The sequence below is a fragment of the Betaproteobacteria bacterium genome, assembly GCA_016720065.1.
Classification (GTDB): domain Bacteria; phylum Pseudomonadota; class Gammaproteobacteria; order Burkholderiales; family Rhodocyclaceae; genus SSSZ01.
The window spans coordinates 2,290,303-2,307,228 of sequence record JADJXY010000002.1; the positions used below are offsets into that span (position 1 = coordinate 2,290,303).

The following is a 16,926-nucleotide window of genomic DNA, read 5'->3' on the forward strand; positions in this document are numbered from 1 at the left end:
TTGACCCAACAACAACAGCGCCGGGGGCGCGCGCGGTCGGCCGTCCCGCCCGCCACCGCCACCACGGCGGCCAGGAAGAACGGATCACCCCCCCACCGCGGCGATCCGCCCGCCGTCGTCGGCATCGGCGCTTCGGCCGGCGGCCTCGAAGCCCTGGAACGCTTTCTCGCCCACGTACCCCCGGGGAGCGGCCTGGCTTTCGTGGTCATCCAGCACCTCGACCCCACCCACGCCGGCATCCTGCCCGAACTCCTGCAGCGGGCGACGACCATGCCGGTGATCCAGGCCCGGGACCGCCTGGCAGTGGCGCCCGACAGTGTCTATGTCATCCCCCCCAACCGGGATATGGCCATCCTGCACGGCCGCCTGCAGCTCCTCGAACCGGCAGCGCCCCGCGGGCTGCGCCTGCCCATCGACTTCTTTTTCCGCGCCCTGGCCGCCGACTGCCGCGAGCGGGCCATCGGCGTCATCCTTTCCGGCATGGGGTCCGACGGCGCCCTGGGCCTGCGGGCGATCAAGGAACAGGGCGGCTTGGTCCTGGTACAGGATCCGGCCACCGCCCGCTTCGACGGCATGCCGCGCAGCGCCATCGCCACCGGCTTGGCCGACGTGATCGGCGCAGTCGACGAACTGCCCCCGCGCATCGGCGCAATCCTGCACCCCAGCCCCCGCGCCGCCGCCGGCAGGGAGCCTTCCGGCAGGGAGCCTTCCGACAGCGAGACCGCCGCCCAGCGCAGCGCCCTGGAAAAAGCCTGCGTCCTGTTGCGGGCGCGCACCGGCAACGATTTTTCCCGCTACAAGAAGAGCACCCTTTACCGCCGCATCGAGCGGCGCATGGCCATCCATCAACTGGCGCGGATCGGCGATTACGTCCGCACCCTGCGCGACAACCCCCAGGAAGTGGACCTTCTGTTCCGCGAATTGCTCATCGGGGTGACGAGTTTCTTCCGCGATCCGGCGGCCTGGGTCTGCCTCCAGGAAGAGGCCCTGCCCGGGCTGCTCGCCGCCAACCCCGACGGCGCTCCCCTGCGGGCCTGGGTCGCCGGGTGTTCCACCGGGGAGGAGGCCTACAGCCTGGCCATGGTTTTTCGCGAGACTGCGGAAAAACTCTGCCCGGCACGCCCACCGGGCTTGCAGATCTTCGCCACCGACCTCGACCCCGACGCCATCGCCCGCGCCCGCCAGGGCCTGTATCCGGCCAATATCGCCAGCGACGTTTCCGCCGCACGCCTCAAGCGCTTCTTCGTCGAAGACGACGGCAGCTATCGTGTGAGCAAGGAAATCCGCGAAATGGTGGTCTTCGCCCCCCAGAACGCGATCATGGACCCGCCCTTCACCCGGCTGGACATCCTCACCTGCCGCAATCTCCTCATCTACCTCGGCCCCGAGTTGCAAAAGAAGCTGCTCCCCCTCTTCCACTACAGCCTCAAGCCGGGTGGCGTCCTCATGCTGGGCAGCGCCGAATCGGTGGGGTCCTACAGCGAGCATTTCTGCCCCATCGACGCCAAAGCCCGCCTGTTTCGGCGCAGCGCCGGCCCAATGCGGGGTGCCGAGATCGAATTTCCCACCCGCCACTTCCCCGTCAGGACCGAATCGCCCATGGACGCTCCCCCCGAAAACGCCGCCAGCGTGCAACAGATCGCCGACCAGCTCTTGCTGCAGCGCTTCGCGCCCGCCGCCGTCCTGGTCACCGCCGCCGGCGACCTGGTGTATATCAGCGGGCGCACCGGCAAATACCTGGAACCGGCCGCCGGCAAGGCCAACTGGAACATCCACGCCATGGCCCGGGAGGGCCTGCGCGACGAACTCGCCATGGCCCTGCCCAAGGCCCTGCGCAGCGGCGAAACCGTCGTCTGCCGCGGCCTGCACGTCGCCAGCGAGGGCGGCGCCTGCCGGGTGGACCTCACCGTCCAGCCGCTCGCCGATCCGGCGGCCCTGCGCGGCATGGCCATGCTGGTGTTCGCCGACGCGGCGGCGACCGCCCCGCCGCCAAAGGCCGCCGGCAAGCCGGGCAGCGCCCGCGGTCAGCGGGAAGAAGCCCTGCAACAGACCCTGGCCCAGGCCCGGGAGGAGGTGCAGACCCTGCGCGAGGAGATGCAGTCCTCCCAGGAGGAATTGAAGTCGGCCAACGAAGAGCTGCAATCGACCAACGAGGAACTGCAATCGACCAATGAGGAGCTGACCACCTCCAAGGAGGAAATGCAGTCCCTCAATGAGGAATTGCAGTCGGTCAATGTGGAGTTGCAGGCCAAGGTGGACGAGCTTTCCGCCGCCAACAACGACATGAAGAACCTGCTCAACAGCACCGACATCGCCACCATCTTTCTCGACAACGCGCTGCACGTGCGGCGCTTCACCAATCAGGCGACCCGGCTCTTCAAGCTCATCCCCGGCGACATCGGCCGCCCCCTGGCGGACATCGTCAGCAGCCTCGACTACCCCGGACTCCTGGCCGACGCCGAGGAGGTGCTGCGCACCCTGGCCTTTGCCGACCGGGAAGCCCCCGCCGGGGGGGACCGCTGGTTCCAGGTCCGCATCATGCCCTACCGCACCCTGGAAAACGTCATCGACGGCGTGGTCATCACCTTCAACGACGTCAGCCGCGCCAAGCGCCTGGAAGGCGAGCTGCGCCAGCTGGCCGGGCGGGACGAGGAGCCTTCATGACCTCGAACGACGCGAATCCGGGCCTGCGCGGCGCGGCAGAAACGCGCCCGCAAGCCGCCGGGCAGACCGCCAGGCCAGCCGGCAACGACGAGCTGGCACGGCTGGTGCACGAACTGGAGGTGCACCAGATCGAACTGCACATGCAGAACGACGAACTGCGCCAGGCCCGGGCCGAAGAGGAAGCCGCCCTCGCGCGCTATACCGAACTCTTCGACTTCGCGCCGCTGGGCTATTTCGGCCTCGATCGCAAGGGCGTCGTCCACGAGGTCAATCTGGCCGGCGCCCGGCTGCTGGGATGCGAGCGCTCCGTGCTCCTGGGGCGGCCCCTGGCCGGCTTCCTGGCCAAGGAATCCCACGCCGCGTTCGCCCGGCTCCTGACCCGGGCGGCGGCGCCGGAAGGGCGCGAAAGCTGCGAACTCACCCTGACGAGGGGGCCTTCGCCCGCCGGCCGAACTTTCGTCCAGATGGAGGCCGTGGCCGACGAGCCGGGCGGCGGCATCCGGGCGGCCATGCTCGACATCGACGCGCGCAAGCGCAGCGAGGCAGAACTGGAGCGCCATCGTCACCACCTGGAGGCCCTGGTGGCGGAGCGCACCGAAGAGATCGCCGGCCTCAACGCCCAGCTGGAGCGCCGGGCCCAGGAGGCGGAGGCCGCCAATCGGGCCAAGAGCACCTTCCTGGCCAATATGAGCCACGAGATCCGCACGCCCATGAACGCCATCATCGGCCTGACCACCCTGCTGCGCCGCCACGGCGAACTCGGCCCCGCCGCCCAGGACAAGCTGAGCAAGATCGCCAGCGCCGCCGATCATCTGCTGTCCATCCTCAACGCCATCCTCGACCTTTCCAAGATCGAGGCCGGCAAGGTCGTCCTGGAAAACATCCCCTTCAGCCCTGCCGCGCTGCTCGACGAGCTGGCGGGGCTGGTCGAGGAACGCGCCCAGGCCAAGGGATTGCGGCTGACCGTAGCCAGCCATGCCTTGCCGCCAGTGCTTGTGGGGGATGCCACCCGCCTGCGCCAGGCGCTGCTCAACTATTTGGGCAACGCGGTCAAATTTACCGAGGCGGGGAGCGTCGTCCTGAGCGCCCGGCTGATGAGCCAGACCGACGGCGAGGCGGTGATCCGTTTTGCCGTCGAGGATACCGGCATCGGCGTCACCGCCGAGCAGCAGTCGCGCCTGTTCACCCCCTTCGAGCAGGCGGACAACTCGACCACGCGCCGCTATGGCGGCACCGGCCTGGGCCTGGCCATCACCCGGCACATCGCCCAGTTGATGGGGGGCGAAGCCGGTTTCGAGCCGCGCCCCGGGGGCGGTAGCCGCTTCTGGCTCACCGCCCGCCTTGCCCGCTCGGCTGCGGCCGCTATCCCGGAAGCGCCATCGCCAAGCCCGGGCGACGGCCGCGCGAGGCTGCAGAAGGACCACCGCGGCGCCCGGGTGCTGGTCGCCGAAGACGACCCGGTCAACCGCCAGCTCGCCGCCTATCTGTTCAAGGAGGTCGGCCTGCTGGCCGAATTTGCCGAAGACGGCCAGCAGGCCGTGGCGATGGCGGCGGTCGGGCAATACGATCTGATCCTGATGGACATGCAGATGCCCGGGATGGACGGCCTTGCCGCCACACGGGCCATCCGCCGCCTGGCCGGTTACAGCGCCACACCGATTCTCGCGCTGACCGCCAACGCCTTCGCCGAAGACCGCAAGGCCTGTCTCGAGGCGGGTATGAACGCCTACCTCGCCAAGCCCGTGTCCCCCGCGATCCTCTACGCCGCCATGGCGGACTGGCTTTCACGGCCGGGCTGACCCCGGCGGGTCGGCGGGTCGGCGGGTCGGCGGGTCGGCGGGTCGGCGGAAATATATCGTGGCCACGTCCCCCCATGCGCCTATACTGAATTCGTACCGCGGCATTGCGGAGCCCTCCTGGAGGTCGTCATGGGCAAGATCAGAAAAGGCAACAAGGAAGTCAAGAAGCAGGCCCTCCTGACTGCGAAGGAAAAGAAAACGGCCAAGCAGGTCAAGAAGCACAGCAGCGACAAGATTCCCTTCATCGTGCATTGAGCGCCTTCAGTCGCCGCCAGCGGCGGCGCCCCCCACGGGGGAACAGGCAATCCCGGGGCGGGCCTCGTTTGCTCGCGAGTCCCCGGCCGGAAGGGTGCTCCGGCAGGCTTTCCCCAGCGCCCGGCACAGCCCGCGGTCCGCGCTGGGCGATTTCCCGAATCCACCCGGCCCCACGGCGGCGGGCTTGCCGCCAGCGCGTTCGGCGTGACCCCGTCGGACCACGGAAGGAGTCGATCATGGGCAGCATTTCCTACGACATGCGCAACCTGTTTTCACAATTGGGGCAGGCCAACGACGCCGACTCGATCCGGCGCTTCATCGAATCCAAGACCCCGATGGGCGACGCTGTTCTCCTCCACGAGGCCGCCTTCTGGTCGGCGTCCCAGGCGAACTTCCTGCGCGAGGCCCTGCTCGACGACGCAGAATGGGCTTCGGTCATCGACGCCCTCAACTCGGAACTGCACGGTCCGCGGCAAACGTCCGCGCCTCGGTGAGGCAGGCCTGTGTGCGGGCAGTTTCAGGGCGCTGCAGGACGGACCATCGCCTCGGGCTTGACCCAGCGATCGAATTCCTCGGCTGTCAGATAGCCCAGCGTCAGGGCCGCCTGGCGCAGCGTCGTCCCGTCCCCGTGGGCCTGGCGGGCGATCTCCGCAGCGCGGTCGTAGCCGATGTGGGGGACCAGGGCCGTCACCAGCATCAGCGACCGATCCACCAGTTCCGCCATGCGCTCGCGCCGGGGAACGACGCCGCGCACACAATGGGTCTCGAAACCGGCCATGGCATCGGTCAGCAGGCGCACGCTCTGCAGGAAGTTATGGGCGATCAGGGGTTTGCAGACATTCAGCTCAAAATTTCCCGCGGCGCCGCCAAAGCCGACCGCCACATCGTTGGCCATGACTTGGGCGCAGACCATGAGCAGCGCCTCGCACTGCGTCGGATTGACCTTGCCCGGCATGATGGAACTGCCGGGCTCGTTTTCCGGCAGGCTGATTTCGCCCAGGCCGGAACGGGGGCCCGAGGCCAGCCAGCGGATATCGTTGGCGATTTTCATCAACGCCACGGCCAGGGTCTTGAGGGCGCCGTGGGCGGCCACCAGACCGTCGTGGGCGGCCAGGGCGGCAAACTTGTTGGCTGCGCTGACGAAGGGCTGAGCGCCGGTACGGGCCAGTTCCGCCGCCACCCGCGGCCCGAATTCCGGGTGGGCGTTGAGCCCCGTGCCCACGGCGGTGCCGCCGACGGCGAGGGGATAAAGGGAGGCCAGCGATGCTGCGATCCCGTCCCGGGCGTGGTCGAGTTGGGCGACGTAGCCGGAGAATTCCTGGCCCAGGGTGAGGGGCGTCGCGTCCTGCAGATGGGTGCGGCCGATCTTGACCAGGGTGGCGAAGGCGGCGGCCTGCCCGTCCAGGGTCGAACGCAGCCGGGCCAGGGAGGGCAACAGGTGGCGGGCGATGCCGTGGGCAGCGGCGACATGCATGGCCGTGGGGAAGACATCGTTGGACGATTGCCCGAGATTGACGTCGTCATTGGCGTGGACCCGCCGCTGCTCGCCGCGCTGGCCGTGCAGGAGTTCCGAGGCACGGTTGGCGAGCACCTCGTTCATGTTCATGTGAGTCTGAGTTCCCGAGCCGGTTTGCCAGACCGAGAGAGGGAATTCTGCGTCGTGCAGGCCGGCCAGGACTTCCTCGGCCGCCGCGACGATGGCGTCCGCCTTCGCATCGCCGAGGAGACCGAGATCCCGATTGACCCGGGCGCAGGCCTGCTTGACCATCGCCAGGGCGACGATGAGTTCCTTCGGCATGCGTTCGCCGGAAATGGCGAAATGGGCCAGGGCCCGCTGGGTCTGCGCCCCCCACAACCGTTCCGCCGGCACCTCGATGGCTCCGAAGGAATCCCGCTCGATCCGCATTTCGCCCATGGCAACCTCCCCCGCCCCGGAACCGGGCCCGGCGCGGAACGAGGCTCGTTCCGGCACCCGCCAAGGCATAGCCTCATCATAGGCCTTCCGCAGGCAGGGAGTGGCGCCGTCGCCCGCCGGTGCGGGTCACGGCCCCTCCGGGACGCCACCGGGCGGGGGGAGGCGACGCGATGACGGCGGCCGGCTGGTCGCTGCTCGTCGGCATTCTCCTTATTCTCATGGCGCTCGCGGGCACCCTCCTGACTCGCCTGCCCTTGAGCACGGCCATGATCTATCTCGGCCTCGGTTATGCCCTGGGACCCGGCGGCCTGGCCATCATCGCGGTAAACCCGTTTCTGGAGGCGGAACTCCTTTCAGGCGTCTGCGAAGTGGCCGTCCTGATTTCCCTCTTTGCTGTCGGCTTGAAACTGGGCGTTCCCCTGGGCGATCGTCGCTGGCTGATTCCCCTGCGCCTCGCCTTTCCCGCCATGGCGCTCACGGTGGGGCTCATCGCCTCCATCGGCGTGTTCGGTCTGGGCCTTTCCCTCGGCGCGGCGGTGCTCCTGGGCGGCATCCTGGCCCCCACCGACCCGGTTCTCGCCACCGGCATCCAGGCCGAAGCCGGCCTCAGCCCGGATCGGATGCGCTTCAGTCTGGCCGGCGAGGGCGCCCTCAACGACGGCTCCGCCTTTCCCTTCGTCCTGCTCGGCCTGGGCCTTCTGGGGCTCCATCCCCTCGGACAAGGCGGCTGGCGCTGGCTGGGGGTGGATCTGCTGTGGGCCACCGCCGGGGGGCTGCTGGTCGGTGCCCTGCTCGGCACCCTGGTCGGAAAACTGGTGGTGCACCTGCGCATCCGCCATCAGAATGCGGTGGGCCTGGATGAATTCCTCTCCCTGGGGCTCATCGCCGTGTCCTACGGCCTGGCCCAGCTCAGCCTGGCCTCCGGCTTTCTGGCGGTATTTGCAGCGGGCCTGGCCATCAGCCGGGTACGGGATCTGCCCCCGGCCGGCAAATCAGCGCGGCGGCCGGAAAGCGATCGGGCCGACTGGGCGACCCATCCCCACCATGCCAGCTCCGCCCTGCACCGGGCCGTCCGGCGGTTCAACGAGCAACTGGAAAAACTGGCGGAGTTGGCCATCGTTCTCCTGGTCGGCATCCTCCTGCCGGCCGTTGCGGCGCTGCCGGCCCTGTGGTGGTTCGTTCCGGCACTCTTCATTCTGGTCCGCCCCCTGGCCATCCTCCTCGGCATGGCCGGTCAGCCCCTGAACCGTGACGAGTTCGCCATCGTCGGCTGGTTCGGCATCCGCGGTATCGGCTCGATCTTCTACCTGATGTTCGCCCTCGACCACGGTGTCACCGGTGCCCTGGCCCAGGAACTGGTGAGCCTGACCCTGGTCACCGTCGCCACTTCGATCCTGGTACACGGCATATCGGCCCTTCCCCTCATGAGCTGGTATGCCGCACGCAAGGCCCGCCGCATCCCCTCCTGAGGAGTCCTGGCCGCTTCGACGCCGGCGGGGAGGGCCTCAGGGGCCTGACTTCGCAAGCTCGCCCAGCCGCTGGCGCAAGTCTGCCGGCGCGTAGAACACAAAGGCGTTCCCTTGCCGGGTTCTTTCCAGAAGCCCCGCCGCCTCCAGTTCCAGCAGGTCGTTGCGCGCCGTCTGGTACACCACGCCGTGGGAGCGCTGGTGGGCGTCGATGCGGTACGCCTCCCCGGAGTTGCGCAAGGCGTGGTTCAGGAGTGCTGTTTGCCGATGGTTGAAGCGGCCGCGCAGATTGGGCGATGCCGCGAGCAGGCGCTCCGTTTCTTTCTGCTCCCCCGTTTTCCGTGCCAGGTACTGGTGCAAGGCGGCGATGGCCTGGCGAATGGTTTGCAGCTGGTGAAGCAGGAAATAGGTGGTGTCGTTCTTGTCGCTTTCCACGTGCAGGTAGGCGCGCATGTACTTCGCCGGCGCTTTGCGCAGGATGTGGCTGATCGACGCGTATTCCATCAGCCAGTAGCCGCTCCGGGCCATGGCCCAGTAGAACAACGCCCGCGCCGTGCGGCCGTTGCCGTCGGCGAAGGGATGGTCGTAGCCGATCATGAAGTGCAGAAGGATGGCGCGCAGAGCGGGATGCACGAAGGGCAGCAAGGCTTCGTCGGCATTGGCGAAGTCGCACAGGCGCTGCATGCGCGCGGGCAATTCGCTGTGGGGGGGTGGAACGTGCAAGGGCGTGCCGTCGCGCACATCGACGACTTGCACCCCGTCGTCGATGCGGTAGCGACCGGCGTCGTCGGGGTTTTCGAGCGTGTCTTCGGTCAGGATGCTGTGCAGTTCCAGCACGAGATCGGGGGTCAGCCTGGCATCGCGCAAAGCGCGCAGGTGTTCCATCGCCCGGTAATTGTTGAAGATCATCGTTTCGCTCAAATCCCGCGGCTTGCGCCCGCTGCGCAGCATCGTCGCCGCGACCTTGCGGGTGGTGGACGCCCCTTCGAGCTGGCTCGATGTGATGGCCTCCTCGATCAGCGAATTGATCAGGTGGCGCTGGGAATCTTCGTGCAGCGGGGCGCCGGACGTGGCCCGGAGGTGCCCTGCGGCATCGCGGTCGATGTGGTGCAGGTCGATGGCCACGGGCGCGGGGGTAGCAAAAACGAAGGGCTTTCCCCCCTTGCCCACCAGAGGCAATGGCTGGAACGAGGCCACGCGGCCGATGGTCACCGCTGCCCACCATTCGGCATGGGTCAGCCCGTGCGGCGCCGGGCGCCGCCGCAATTCGTCCCAATGGAGGTATTTTCCGGCGGGCAGCGGATTGGCATGGCGCAGGGCCGCCTCGATGCGGGCCGCATCCAACTGGGCGAAGCAGGTTTCCAGGGAGGGAGCGTGCTCCGGAAGGCGCATCTTCTACTAAACCAAGTATTTATTAGTAGACACTAGTATAGACGGGGTGGGCGCCCACGGTATACTAAATTGCCAATAAATTAGTAGTGACTACCCAATTGCGGCGCCCCCCGCCGGGCACACAAGGTGCCCAGGCTCCCTACCCGTCCCGCCGCGGCAGCACCCATCCCGCCCGCGCATAGTGGCAGGTATAGCCGCCGGGGTAGTGCTCCAGGTAATCCTGGTGTTCAGGCTCCGCCTCCCAGAAATCGCCCACCGGTTCCACCTGCGTGACCACCTTGCCCGGCCACAGGCCCGAGGCCTCGACGTCGGCAATGGTGTCGAGGGCGGTCTGCCGCTGGCGCTCGTCCACGTAGTAGATGGCCGAGCGGTAGGAGGGGCCGATGTCGTTGCCCTGGCGGTTGCGGGTGGTGGGGTCGTGGATCTGGAAGAAGAATTCCAGCAGGCGCCGGTAGCTCGTCTTCTCCGGGTCGAAGACAATTTCGATGCCCTCGGCGTGGCTGCCGTGGTAGCGGTAGGTGGCCCTGGGCACGTCGCCGCCGGTGTAGCCGACGCGGGTGGCGACGACGCCCGGCAGGCGGCGAATGAGCTGCTGCATGCCCCAGAAGCAGCCGCCGGCGAGGACGGCCCGTGCGGTGGTGGCCATCATTTCACCTCCACCTGGTCGATGTAGTCGCCGTAGCCTTCCGCCGCCATCCGCTCCAGGGGGATGAAGCGCAGGGACGCCGAGTTGATGCAGTAGCGCAGGCCGCCCCGGTCCCGCGGGCCGTCGGGGAAGACGTGGCCCAGGTGGCTGTCCCCGTGGGTGGAGCGGACTTCGGTGCGGATCATGCCGTGGCTGATGTCCCGCTTTTCGCTGACGAAGGCCGGCGCGATGGGTTTGGTGAAGCTGGGCCAGCCGCAGCCGGATTCGAACTTGTCGCTGGAGGCGAAGAGCGGCTCACCGGAGACGACATCGACGTAGAGGCCCGGCGCGTGGTTGTGCAGATATTCGCCGGTGCCGGGGTGTTCGGTACCGTTCTGCTGGGTGACCCGGTATTGCTCGGGGGCCAGGGCGGCGATGGCGGCGGCGTCTCGGATGTAGGTCTTCATGGCGGTGCTTTCCGGTTCTGGTTGGGACAGGGGCGGCGTGTTTTCGATCTGACCCGGCTGGCGGGCAAAGGTGCTTCCACCATTTTCTGCCACTCGCTTCCTTGGGGGAAACGATGAGTCTTCCATTGGTCGCCGCGCAGCCATTGAACCTTACAGGCCCCGGACTCTGCCCCTGAGGCAAAAAAAATACTTCATCCGGCTCACCGATTAATTCGATAATATTCGAACCATGGAAACATTGACCGCCGCCGAACTCCTCGCCGCCCTCGGGCACGAATCGCGTCTTTCCATCTTTCGCCTGCTGGTGGAAGCCGGCCCCGCAGGGGTAACGGCCAGCGCCATCGGCGAAGGCCTGGGCATGGCACCGGCCACTCTTTCCTTCCACCTGGCGCATCTGAGCCGGGTGGGGCTGATCCAGGGCCGCAAGGAGGGGCGCTTCATCCGTTACGCCACCGACTACGCCGCCATGGACGACTTGCTGGCCTTCCTCACCCGCAACTGCTGCCAGGGTAGCGGCGACTGTTTGCCCAGGACCCGGGCCGCCGACAGCATCGCCAAGCGCCGGGGCAGCCTCCAGAAAACCGCCTCCCGCCCGGGAACCCCCTTGACCTCCGAGACCGAAACGCCATGACCCCCACCGTCCTCGTCCTGTGCACAGGCAACTCCTGCCGCTCCCAGATGGGAGAGGCCATCCTCAACCACGATCTGGCCGGCCGGGTGAAGGCGGTTTCCGCCGGCACCCGCCCCCAGCCCAAGGTGGCCGACGGCGCCATCCAGGCCCTGAAGCTGGCCGGGCTGCCCACGGAAGGCCTCTTCCCCAAGGACGTGGACACCCTGCTCGACACGCCCATCGACCTGGTGGTCAGCGTGTGCGACAACGCCCGCGAGACCTGCCCGGTCTTCCCACGGCCGGTACGGCGCCTCCACGTACCGTTCCACGACCCCCACGGGGAACCGCTGGAGAGCTTCGTCGCCGTGCGCGACGACATCCGGGTGCGGCTGGTGGCCGCCGTGCGCGAAGCGCTCTCTCTGTGAGGCACCGCCATGTCCGCCCCCTGTGAAATCGCCGTGAAAGCCGGTTCCGGCGCCCCCATGAGCGTCTTCGAGCGCTACCTGACCCTGTGGGTCTTCCTCTGCATCGTCGCCGGCATCGTCCTCGGCCAGGTCGCCCCGGGGCCGGTGCAGGCCATCGGCCGCCTGGAGGTGGCCCGGGTCAATCTGCCGGTGGGCCTGCTGATCTGGGTGATGATCATCCCCATGCTGGTGAAGGTGGATTTCGGCGCCCTGCACGAGGTAAGGCAGCACGGGCGCGGCATCGCCGTCACCCTTTTCGTGAACTGGCTGGTGAAGCCCTTTTCCATGGCTTTCCTCGCCTGGCTCTTCGTGCGTACCCTGTTCGCCCCCCTGTTGCCGGCAGACCAACTGGACAGCTATGTGGCCGGCCTCATCCTGCTGGCGGCAGCCCCATGCACGGCCATGGTCTTCGTGTGGAGCCGGCTGTCCAACGGCGACCCGCTGTTCACCCTTTCCCAGGTGGCCCTCAACGATTCCATCATGGTCTTCGCCTTCGCGCCCCTGGTGGGCCTGCTGCTGGGCATCTCGGCCATCACCGTGCCCTGGGACACCCTGCTCACCTCGGTGGTGCTCTACATCGTCATACCCGTGATCCTCGCCCAGCTCTGGCGACGCGCCCTGCTGGCGGGCGGGCAGGCCGCCTTCGACGCGGCCATGGCCAAGGTAGGCCCCTGGTCCATCACCGCCCTGCTGGCCACCCTGGTCCTGCTCTTTGCCTTCCAGGGCGAGGCCATCCTGCGCCAGCCCCTGATCATCGCCCTGTTGGCGGTACCCATCCTGATCCAGGTTTTCTTCAACTCGGCGCTGGCCTACTGGCTGAATCGGGCCGTCGGCGAAAAGCACAACGTGGCCTGCCCCTCGGCCCTGATCGGCGCCTCCAATTTCTTCGAACTGGCAGTCGCCGCCGCCATCAGCCTCTTCGGCTTCGAGTCCGGCGCCGCCCTGGCGACGGTGGTGGGCGTGCTGATCGAGGTGCCGGTAATGCTGCTGGTCGTCAAAATCGTCAACCGGTCCAAGGGCTGGTACGAAGCCCGCTGATTTCCAAGGAGACCCCCATGAAAAAGCTGGAAGTGTTCGACCCCGCCCTGTGCTGCTCCACCGGCGTCTGCGGCGTCGATGTCGACCCCGTGCTGGCCCAGTTCGCCGCCGACTTGAAGTGGGTGGCGGAACAGGGCGTCACCGTGGTGCGCTACAACCTCGGTCAGGAACCCCAGGCCTTCGCCGCCAACCCCGCGGTGCTGAAGGAAATGGAAGCAGGCATGGATCGCCTGCCGATCCTGGTGGTGGACGGCCATGTCGTCTCCACCGGTATCTATCTCACCCGCCAGCAACTGGCCCAGAAGCTGGGCTCCGCCCTGGCGACTGCCGACAAGCCCCATGTGAAGGTGGGCGGTTGTGGCTGCAAACCGGGAAGCTGCTGACCCCATGACACTCGCCGACGCCCACACCCGCACCCTCTTCTTCACCGGCAAGGGGGGCGTGGGCAAGACCTCGCTCTCCTGCGCCACCGGCCTGGCCCTGGCCGACGCCGGGCGACAGGTGCTGATCGTCAGCACCGACCCGGCTTCCAACCTGGACGAGGTGCTGGGCACGCGGCTGGGTGCGGCGCCGACGGCCATCGCCGGCGCCCCGGGGCTGTTCGCCCTCAACATCGACCCCGAGGCGGCCGCCCGCGATTACCGGGAACGCATGGTCGCCCCCTACCGCGGCATCCTGCCTGCAGCAGCCATCCAGAGCATGGAGGAGCAGTTCTCCGGTGCCTGCACGGTGGAAATCGCCGCCTTCGACGCGTTCTCCAAGCTTCTCGGCGACCCCGCCGCCACGGCGCCCTTCGACCATGTCATCTTCGACACGGCGCCCACCGGCCATACCCTGCGCCTCCTCACCCTGCCCTCGGCGTGGAATGAGTTCATCTCCTCCTCCACCGGCGGCGCTTCCTGTCTCGGCCCCCTGGCCGGCCTGGAAAAGCAGAAGGCCCTCTACGCCGCCAGCGTGCAGCGCCTCGCCGATGCGGCGGCGACCACGGTGATCCTGGTCAGCCGCCCCGAGGCCTCCGCCCTGCGCGAGGCCGAGCGTACCCGGGGCGAATTGGCCGCCCTGGGCGTGAGCAACCTGCAACTGAGCATCAACGGCCTGTTCGCCGACGGGCGCCCCGATGACGCCGTCGCCACCGCCATGGCCCACCGGGCCGCCGCGGCGCTGGCGGCCATGCCCGCCGGCCTGGCCGATCTGCCCCGCCGCACCATCCCCTTCCTGCCCCTCGGCACCGTCGGCCTCGCCGCGCTGCGCCGCATGGCCGCCCCGGAAGATGCCCCCCTGCCGGCCTCGCAAGAAAACGCCGGGCCGCCCCAAGTTTTCTTGTCCCCCTCGGGGGGTGCCGCCGCTGGCGGCGGCTGGGGGCACTCAGTACCGATGCCGACAGCCCCCCTGCCCCCGGGCCTGGCAGGGTTGGTGGATGACATCGCCCGCGCCGGCCACGGCGTGGTGATGACCATGGGCAAGGGAGGGGTGGGCAAGACCACCGTGGCAGCGGCCATAGCCGTCGCCCTGGCGGCCCGGGGCCATGCCGTGACGCTATCCACCACCGACCCGGCCGCCCATGTGGCTGGGACCGTGGACGGCACCCTGCCGGGCCTGAGCGTCACCCGCATCGACCCGGCCCGGGAAGTGGCCGAATACACCGCCGAAGTCCTGGAGCGGGCCGGCCAACACCTGGATGCCGGTGGCCGGGCGCTGCTGGAGGAGGATCTGCGCTCCCCTTGCACCGAGGAGATCGCCGTCTTCCGCGCCTTCGCCCGCACCGTGGATGCCGGCCGGGCGGGGTTCGTCGTCCTCGATACGGCACCGACCGGCCACACCATCCTGCTGCTCGATGCCGCCCAGGCCTATCACCGGGAGGTGATGCGCACCCAGGGCGACATGCCCGAATCGGTTCGCCTGCTCCTGCCCCGCCTGCGCGACCCGGACTACACCCGCGTCCTCATCGTCACCCTGCCGGAGGCGACGCCCGTGCATGAGGCCGAACGCCTGCAGGCCGACCTCGCCCGGGCCGGCATCGCCCCCTACGCCTGGGTCGTCAATCAGTCATTGCTGGCCAGCGGCACCACGGACCCACGGCTCGCCCAGCGGGGGGCCAGCGAGTTGCCCCTCATCCAGCGGGTCCGGGACGAGCCCTGCCCCCATTGCGCCCTGGTGCCCTGGCTGGCCCAGGCCCCCGTTGGCCCCGCCGGCCTGGCCGCCGTCGTCGCCTGAGCGGCTGTCACGTTTGCGACAAGAGGGGCGACAGCATCTGTCGCGCCAAAATTCATCCGACTGATTCTTAAGCCAAAACTCCTCTGGCACAGCGATTGCTGAACCCCCCTCGAACGCTTTCGAGGAGCCAGCATCGTGGAACTTCCAGTCATCAGTGTCAGCAGCGGGCCCAAGGCCGAAGGTGGCGGCTGTGCCTCCGGCGGCTGCGGTACGGCCCCCGACGCCCTCTCCCACCTGCCGGATCACATCCGGGCCAAGGTGCAGGACCATCCCTGCTATTCGGAAGAGGCGCACCACTACTTCGCCCGCATGCACGTGGCCGTGGCGCCGGCCTGCAACATCCAGTGCAATTACTGCAATCGCAAGTACGACTGCTCCAACGAATCCCGCCCGGGCGTCGTGTCCGAGCTGCTGACGCCGGACCAGGCGATCAAGAAGGTGCTGGCCGTGGCGGCCGAGATCCCCCAGATGACGGTGCTGGGCATCGCCGGACCCGGAGACCCCTTGGCCAACCCGGGCCGCACTTTTGAAACCTTCGAACAGCTGTCCGCGCGCGCCCCGGACATCAAGCTGTGCGTATCGACCAACGGCCTCAACCTGCCGCAGTACGTCGACCGTATCGCCCAGCACAACATCGACCATGTGACGATCACCATCAACTGCGTCGATCCGGAAGTCGGCGCCAGGATCTACCCGTGGATCTACTGGGAGCACAAGCGCATCACCGGCGTTGAAGGCGCCCGCATCCTGATCGAGCAGCAGCAGAAGGGTCTGCAGATGCTGACCGACCGCGGCATCCTGGTGAAGGTCAATTCGGTGCTGATCCCCGGCGTCAATGACGAGCACCTCAAGGAAGTCTCGAAGATCGTCAAGGCCAAGGGCGCCTTCCTGCACAACGTGATGCCGCTGATCGCCGAGCCGGAACACGGCACCTACTACGGCATCATGGAGCAGCCGGAACCGACCCCGGAACAGTTGCAGGACCTGCAGGACGCCTGCGCCGGCGACATGGCCATGATGCGCCACTGCCGCCAGTGCCGCGCCGATGCGGTCGGCCTGCTGGGCGAAGATCGCGGCGACGAGTTCACTCTCGACAAGATCGACGTCATGGATGTCGATTACGAAGCCGCCATGGTCCGCCGCAAGGTGGTGCACGACGAAATCATCGAGAAGCTGGACGCCAAGCGCGGCATCGTCAAGCCGAAGCACGAGGGCATCCCGGAAGGGTCGCGCCCGGTGCTGATGGCGGTGGCCGGCAAGAACGGCGTCGTCGCCGAGCACTTCGGCCATGCCAAGGAATTCCTGATCTACGAAGCCTCGCCGGACGGCGTGCGCTTCATCAGCCACCGCAAGACCGAGTTGTACTGCGGCGGCATGGATTCCTGCGGTGAGGGCGACGAGGAACCGGACTCCCTGCTCGACCGCAACATCCGCGTGCTGGAAGGCTGCGAGGTCGTTCTCTGTTCCAAGATCGGCTACGAGCCCTGGGGCAAGCTGGAAGCCGCCGGCATCGCGCCGAATGGCGAACACGCCATGGAGCCGATCGAGGACGCCGTGATGGCGGTGTACAAGGAAATCGCAGCGACCGGCAAGCTGTTGCCCGCCGCAGAAAGCCTGAAGGTGGCTTGATGCACAGCCCCCTTCGCCCGCTCCACTCGCTGCCCCCCAAGGGGGCCCAGGTCTCCCTCGGGACGCCCCTTCAGGAGAGCTGAGATGGCCCTGCAAATCACCCAATCCTGCGTCAATTGCTGGGCCTGCGTCGATGTCTGCCCCAACGACGCGATCTACCAGGACACGCCGCATTTCCTGATCGACGACGGCAAATGCACCGAGTGCCTGGGCGACCACGCCGATCCCCAGTGCTCGTCCATCTGCCCCATCGAGATGGCCATCGTCAATGAACTGGGCGAGTTCCTCAATCCGCCCGGTTCCCTCACGGGCATTCCCATCGAGAAGCTGAAGGAGTTCGGGCTGTGGCGGGAAGCCGCGTGAATCCTCTTTCTCCGTGCGAGCCCCC

The 16,926-nt window shown here is 67.8% G+C and carries 15 protein-coding genes; 11 read left to right on the forward strand and 4 right to left on the reverse strand.

The window, feature by feature from the left end; genetic code table 11:
* The 3 genes from IPM73_13900 to IPM73_13910 all read left to right on the forward strand — a co-directional run bounded on the left by IPM73_13900 (position 1) and on the right by IPM73_13910 (position 5,212).
* Positions 1 to 2,664 (forward strand): PAS domain-containing protein, encoded by a 2,664-nt coding sequence (locus IPM73_13900; protein MBK8919091.1) that lies wholly within the window; start codon positions 1 to 3, stop codon positions 2,662 to 2,664.
* Positions 2,661 to 4,463: a response regulator gene (locus IPM73_13905; protein ID MBK8919092.1), complete on the forward strand. Its 1,803-nt coding sequence runs from the start codon at positions 2,661 to 2,663 to the stop codon at positions 4,461 to 4,463. Before IPM73_13900 ends, IPM73_13905 begins: the two co-directional genes overlap by 4 nt.
* Before the next feature lie 491 nt (positions 4,464 to 4,954).
* Complete coding sequence (locus tag IPM73_13910; protein MBK8919093.1) at positions 4,955 to 5,212, forward strand: DUF2789 domain-containing protein; 258 nt, start codon at positions 4,955 to 4,957, stop codon at positions 5,210 to 5,212.
* Positions 5,213 to 5,235: 23 nt separating this feature from the next.
* Here IPM73_13910 and fumC read toward each other — a convergent pair whose 3' ends face one another.
* The gene (gene fumC, locus IPM73_13915; GenBank protein ID MBK8919094.1) at positions 5,236 to 6,633 is read right to left on the reverse strand and encodes a class II fumarate hydratase; all 1,398 of its coding nucleotides are present in this window, start codon (positions 6,631 to 6,633) and stop codon (positions 5,236 to 5,238) included.
* Between the two features lie 170 nt (positions 6,634 to 6,803).
* On the opposite strand from fumC, the gene IPM73_13920 reads away from it, so the two are divergent.
* Positions 6,804 to 8,102, forward strand: coding sequence for a cation:proton antiporter (locus IPM73_13920; GenBank protein ID MBK8919095.1), 1,299 nt, complete (start codon positions 6,804 to 6,806; stop codon positions 8,100 to 8,102).
* A gap of 36 nt (positions 8,103 to 8,138) precedes the next feature.
* Here the strand turns inward: IPM73_13920 and IPM73_13925 are convergent, their stop codons facing one another.
* The 3 genes from IPM73_13925 to msrB all read right to left on the reverse strand — a co-directional run bounded on the left by IPM73_13925 (position 8,139) and on the right by msrB (position 10,583).
* Positions 8,139 to 9,491 (reverse strand): Fic family protein, encoded by a 1,353-nt coding sequence (locus tag IPM73_13925; protein ID MBK8919096.1) that lies wholly within the window; start codon positions 9,489 to 9,491, stop codon positions 8,139 to 8,141.
* 139 nt (positions 9,492 to 9,630) lie between these two features.
* Positions 9,631 to 10,140, reverse strand: coding sequence for a peptide-methionine (S)-S-oxide reductase MsrA (msrA, locus tag IPM73_13930; GenBank protein MBK8919097.1), 510 nt, complete (start codon positions 10,138 to 10,140; stop codon positions 9,631 to 9,633).
* Positions 10,137 to 10,583 (reverse strand): peptide-methionine (R)-S-oxide reductase MsrB, encoded by a 447-nt coding sequence (msrB, locus tag IPM73_13935; protein ID MBK8919098.1) that lies wholly within the window; start codon positions 10,581 to 10,583, stop codon positions 10,137 to 10,139. The genes msrA and msrB overlap by 4 nt, the downstream gene beginning before the upstream one ends.
* A 229-nt stretch (positions 10,584 to 10,812) precedes the next feature.
* On the opposite strand from msrB, the gene IPM73_13940 reads away from it, so the two are divergent.
* The 7 genes from IPM73_13940 to IPM73_13970 all read left to right on the forward strand — a co-directional run bounded on the left by IPM73_13940 (position 10,813) and on the right by IPM73_13970 (position 16,901).
* Positions 10,813 to 11,214, forward strand: coding sequence for a helix-turn-helix transcriptional regulator (locus IPM73_13940; GenBank protein ID MBK8919099.1), 402 nt, complete (start codon positions 10,813 to 10,815; stop codon positions 11,212 to 11,214).
* The gene (locus IPM73_13945) at positions 11,211 to 11,618 is read left to right on the forward strand and encodes an arsenate reductase ArsC (GenBank protein MBK8919100.1); all 408 of its coding nucleotides are present in this window, start codon (positions 11,211 to 11,213) and stop codon (positions 11,616 to 11,618) included. Before IPM73_13940 ends, IPM73_13945 begins: the two co-directional genes overlap by 4 nt.
* Positions 11,619 to 11,627: 9 nt before the next feature.
* Positions 11,628 to 12,695 carry an ACR3 family arsenite efflux transporter gene (gene arsB / locus IPM73_13950; protein ID MBK8919101.1) on the forward strand — a complete coding sequence of 356 codons (1,068 nt, stop codon included), beginning with the start codon at positions 11,628 to 11,630 and terminating at the stop codon, positions 12,693 to 12,695.
* Positions 12,696 to 12,712: 17 nt separating this feature from the next.
* Positions 12,713 to 13,078: an arsenite efflux transporter metallochaperone ArsD gene (gene arsD / locus IPM73_13955; protein MBK8919102.1), complete on the forward strand. Its 366-nt coding sequence runs from the start codon at positions 12,713 to 12,715 to the stop codon at positions 13,076 to 13,078.
* 4 nt (positions 13,079 to 13,082) lie between these two features.
* A complete protein-coding gene (locus IPM73_13960; GenBank protein MBK8919103.1) occupies positions 13,083 to 14,909 on the forward strand; it encodes a TRC40/GET3/ArsA family transport-energizing ATPase in 1,827 nt (608 codons plus the stop codon).
* A gap of 135 nt (positions 14,910 to 15,044) precedes the next feature.
* A complete protein-coding gene (gene nifB / locus IPM73_13965; protein ID MBK8919104.1) occupies positions 15,045 to 16,538 on the forward strand; it encodes a nitrogenase cofactor biosynthesis protein NifB in 1,494 nt (497 codons plus the stop codon).
* A gap of 84 nt (positions 16,539 to 16,622) precedes the next feature.
* Positions 16,623 to 16,901 carry a 4Fe-4S binding protein gene (locus tag IPM73_13970; protein MBK8919105.1) on the forward strand — a complete coding sequence of 93 codons (279 nt, stop codon included), beginning with the start codon at positions 16,623 to 16,625 and terminating at the stop codon, positions 16,899 to 16,901.
* Positions 16,902 to 16,926: the final 25 nt, after the last annotated feature.

What these genes read in the sequence shown, in the direction of transcription:
- msrB (MBK8919098.1), bottom strand. Translation starts at nt 10,583, where the DNA reads ATGAAGACCTACATCCGAGACGCCGCCGCCATCGCCGCCCTGGCCCCC.
- fumC (MBK8919094.1), bottom strand. Translation starts at nt 6,633, where the DNA reads ATGGGCGAAATGCGGATCGAGCGGGATTCCTTCGGAGCCATCGAGGTG.
- IPM73_13905 (MBK8919092.1), top strand. Translation starts at nt 2,661, where the DNA reads ATGACCTCGAACGACGCGAATCCGGGCCTGCGCGGCGCGGCAGAAACG.
- IPM73_13945 (MBK8919100.1), top strand. Translation starts at nt 11,211, where the DNA reads ATGACCCCCACCGTCCTCGTCCTGTGCACAGGCAACTCCTGCCGCTCC.
- IPM73_13960 (MBK8919103.1), top strand. Translation starts at nt 13,083, where the DNA reads ATGACACTCGCCGACGCCCACACCCGCACCCTCTTCTTCACCGGCAAG.
- IPM73_13925 (MBK8919096.1), bottom strand. Translation starts at nt 9,491, where the DNA reads ATGCGCCTTCCGGAGCACGCTCCCTCCCTGGAAACCTGCTTCGCCCAG.
- IPM73_13910 (MBK8919093.1), top strand. Translation starts at nt 4,955, where the DNA reads ATGGGCAGCATTTCCTACGACATGCGCAACCTGTTTTCACAATTGGGG.
- msrA (MBK8919097.1), bottom strand. Translation starts at nt 10,140, where the DNA reads ATGATGGCCACCACCGCACGGGCCGTCCTCGCCGGCGGCTGCTTCTGG.
- IPM73_13970 (MBK8919105.1), top strand. Translation starts at nt 16,623, where the DNA reads ATGGCCCTGCAAATCACCCAATCCTGCGTCAATTGCTGGGCCTGCGTC.
- IPM73_13940 (MBK8919099.1), top strand. Translation starts at nt 10,813, where the DNA reads ATGGAAACATTGACCGCCGCCGAACTCCTCGCCGCCCTCGGGCACGAA.
- arsB (MBK8919101.1), top strand. Translation starts at nt 11,628, where the DNA reads ATGTCCGCCCCCTGTGAAATCGCCGTGAAAGCCGGTTCCGGCGCCCCC.
- IPM73_13920 (MBK8919095.1), top strand. Translation starts at nt 6,804, where the DNA reads ATGACGGCGGCCGGCTGGTCGCTGCTCGTCGGCATTCTCCTTATTCTC.
- arsD (MBK8919102.1), top strand. Translation starts at nt 12,713, where the DNA reads ATGAAAAAGCTGGAAGTGTTCGACCCCGCCCTGTGCTGCTCCACCGGC.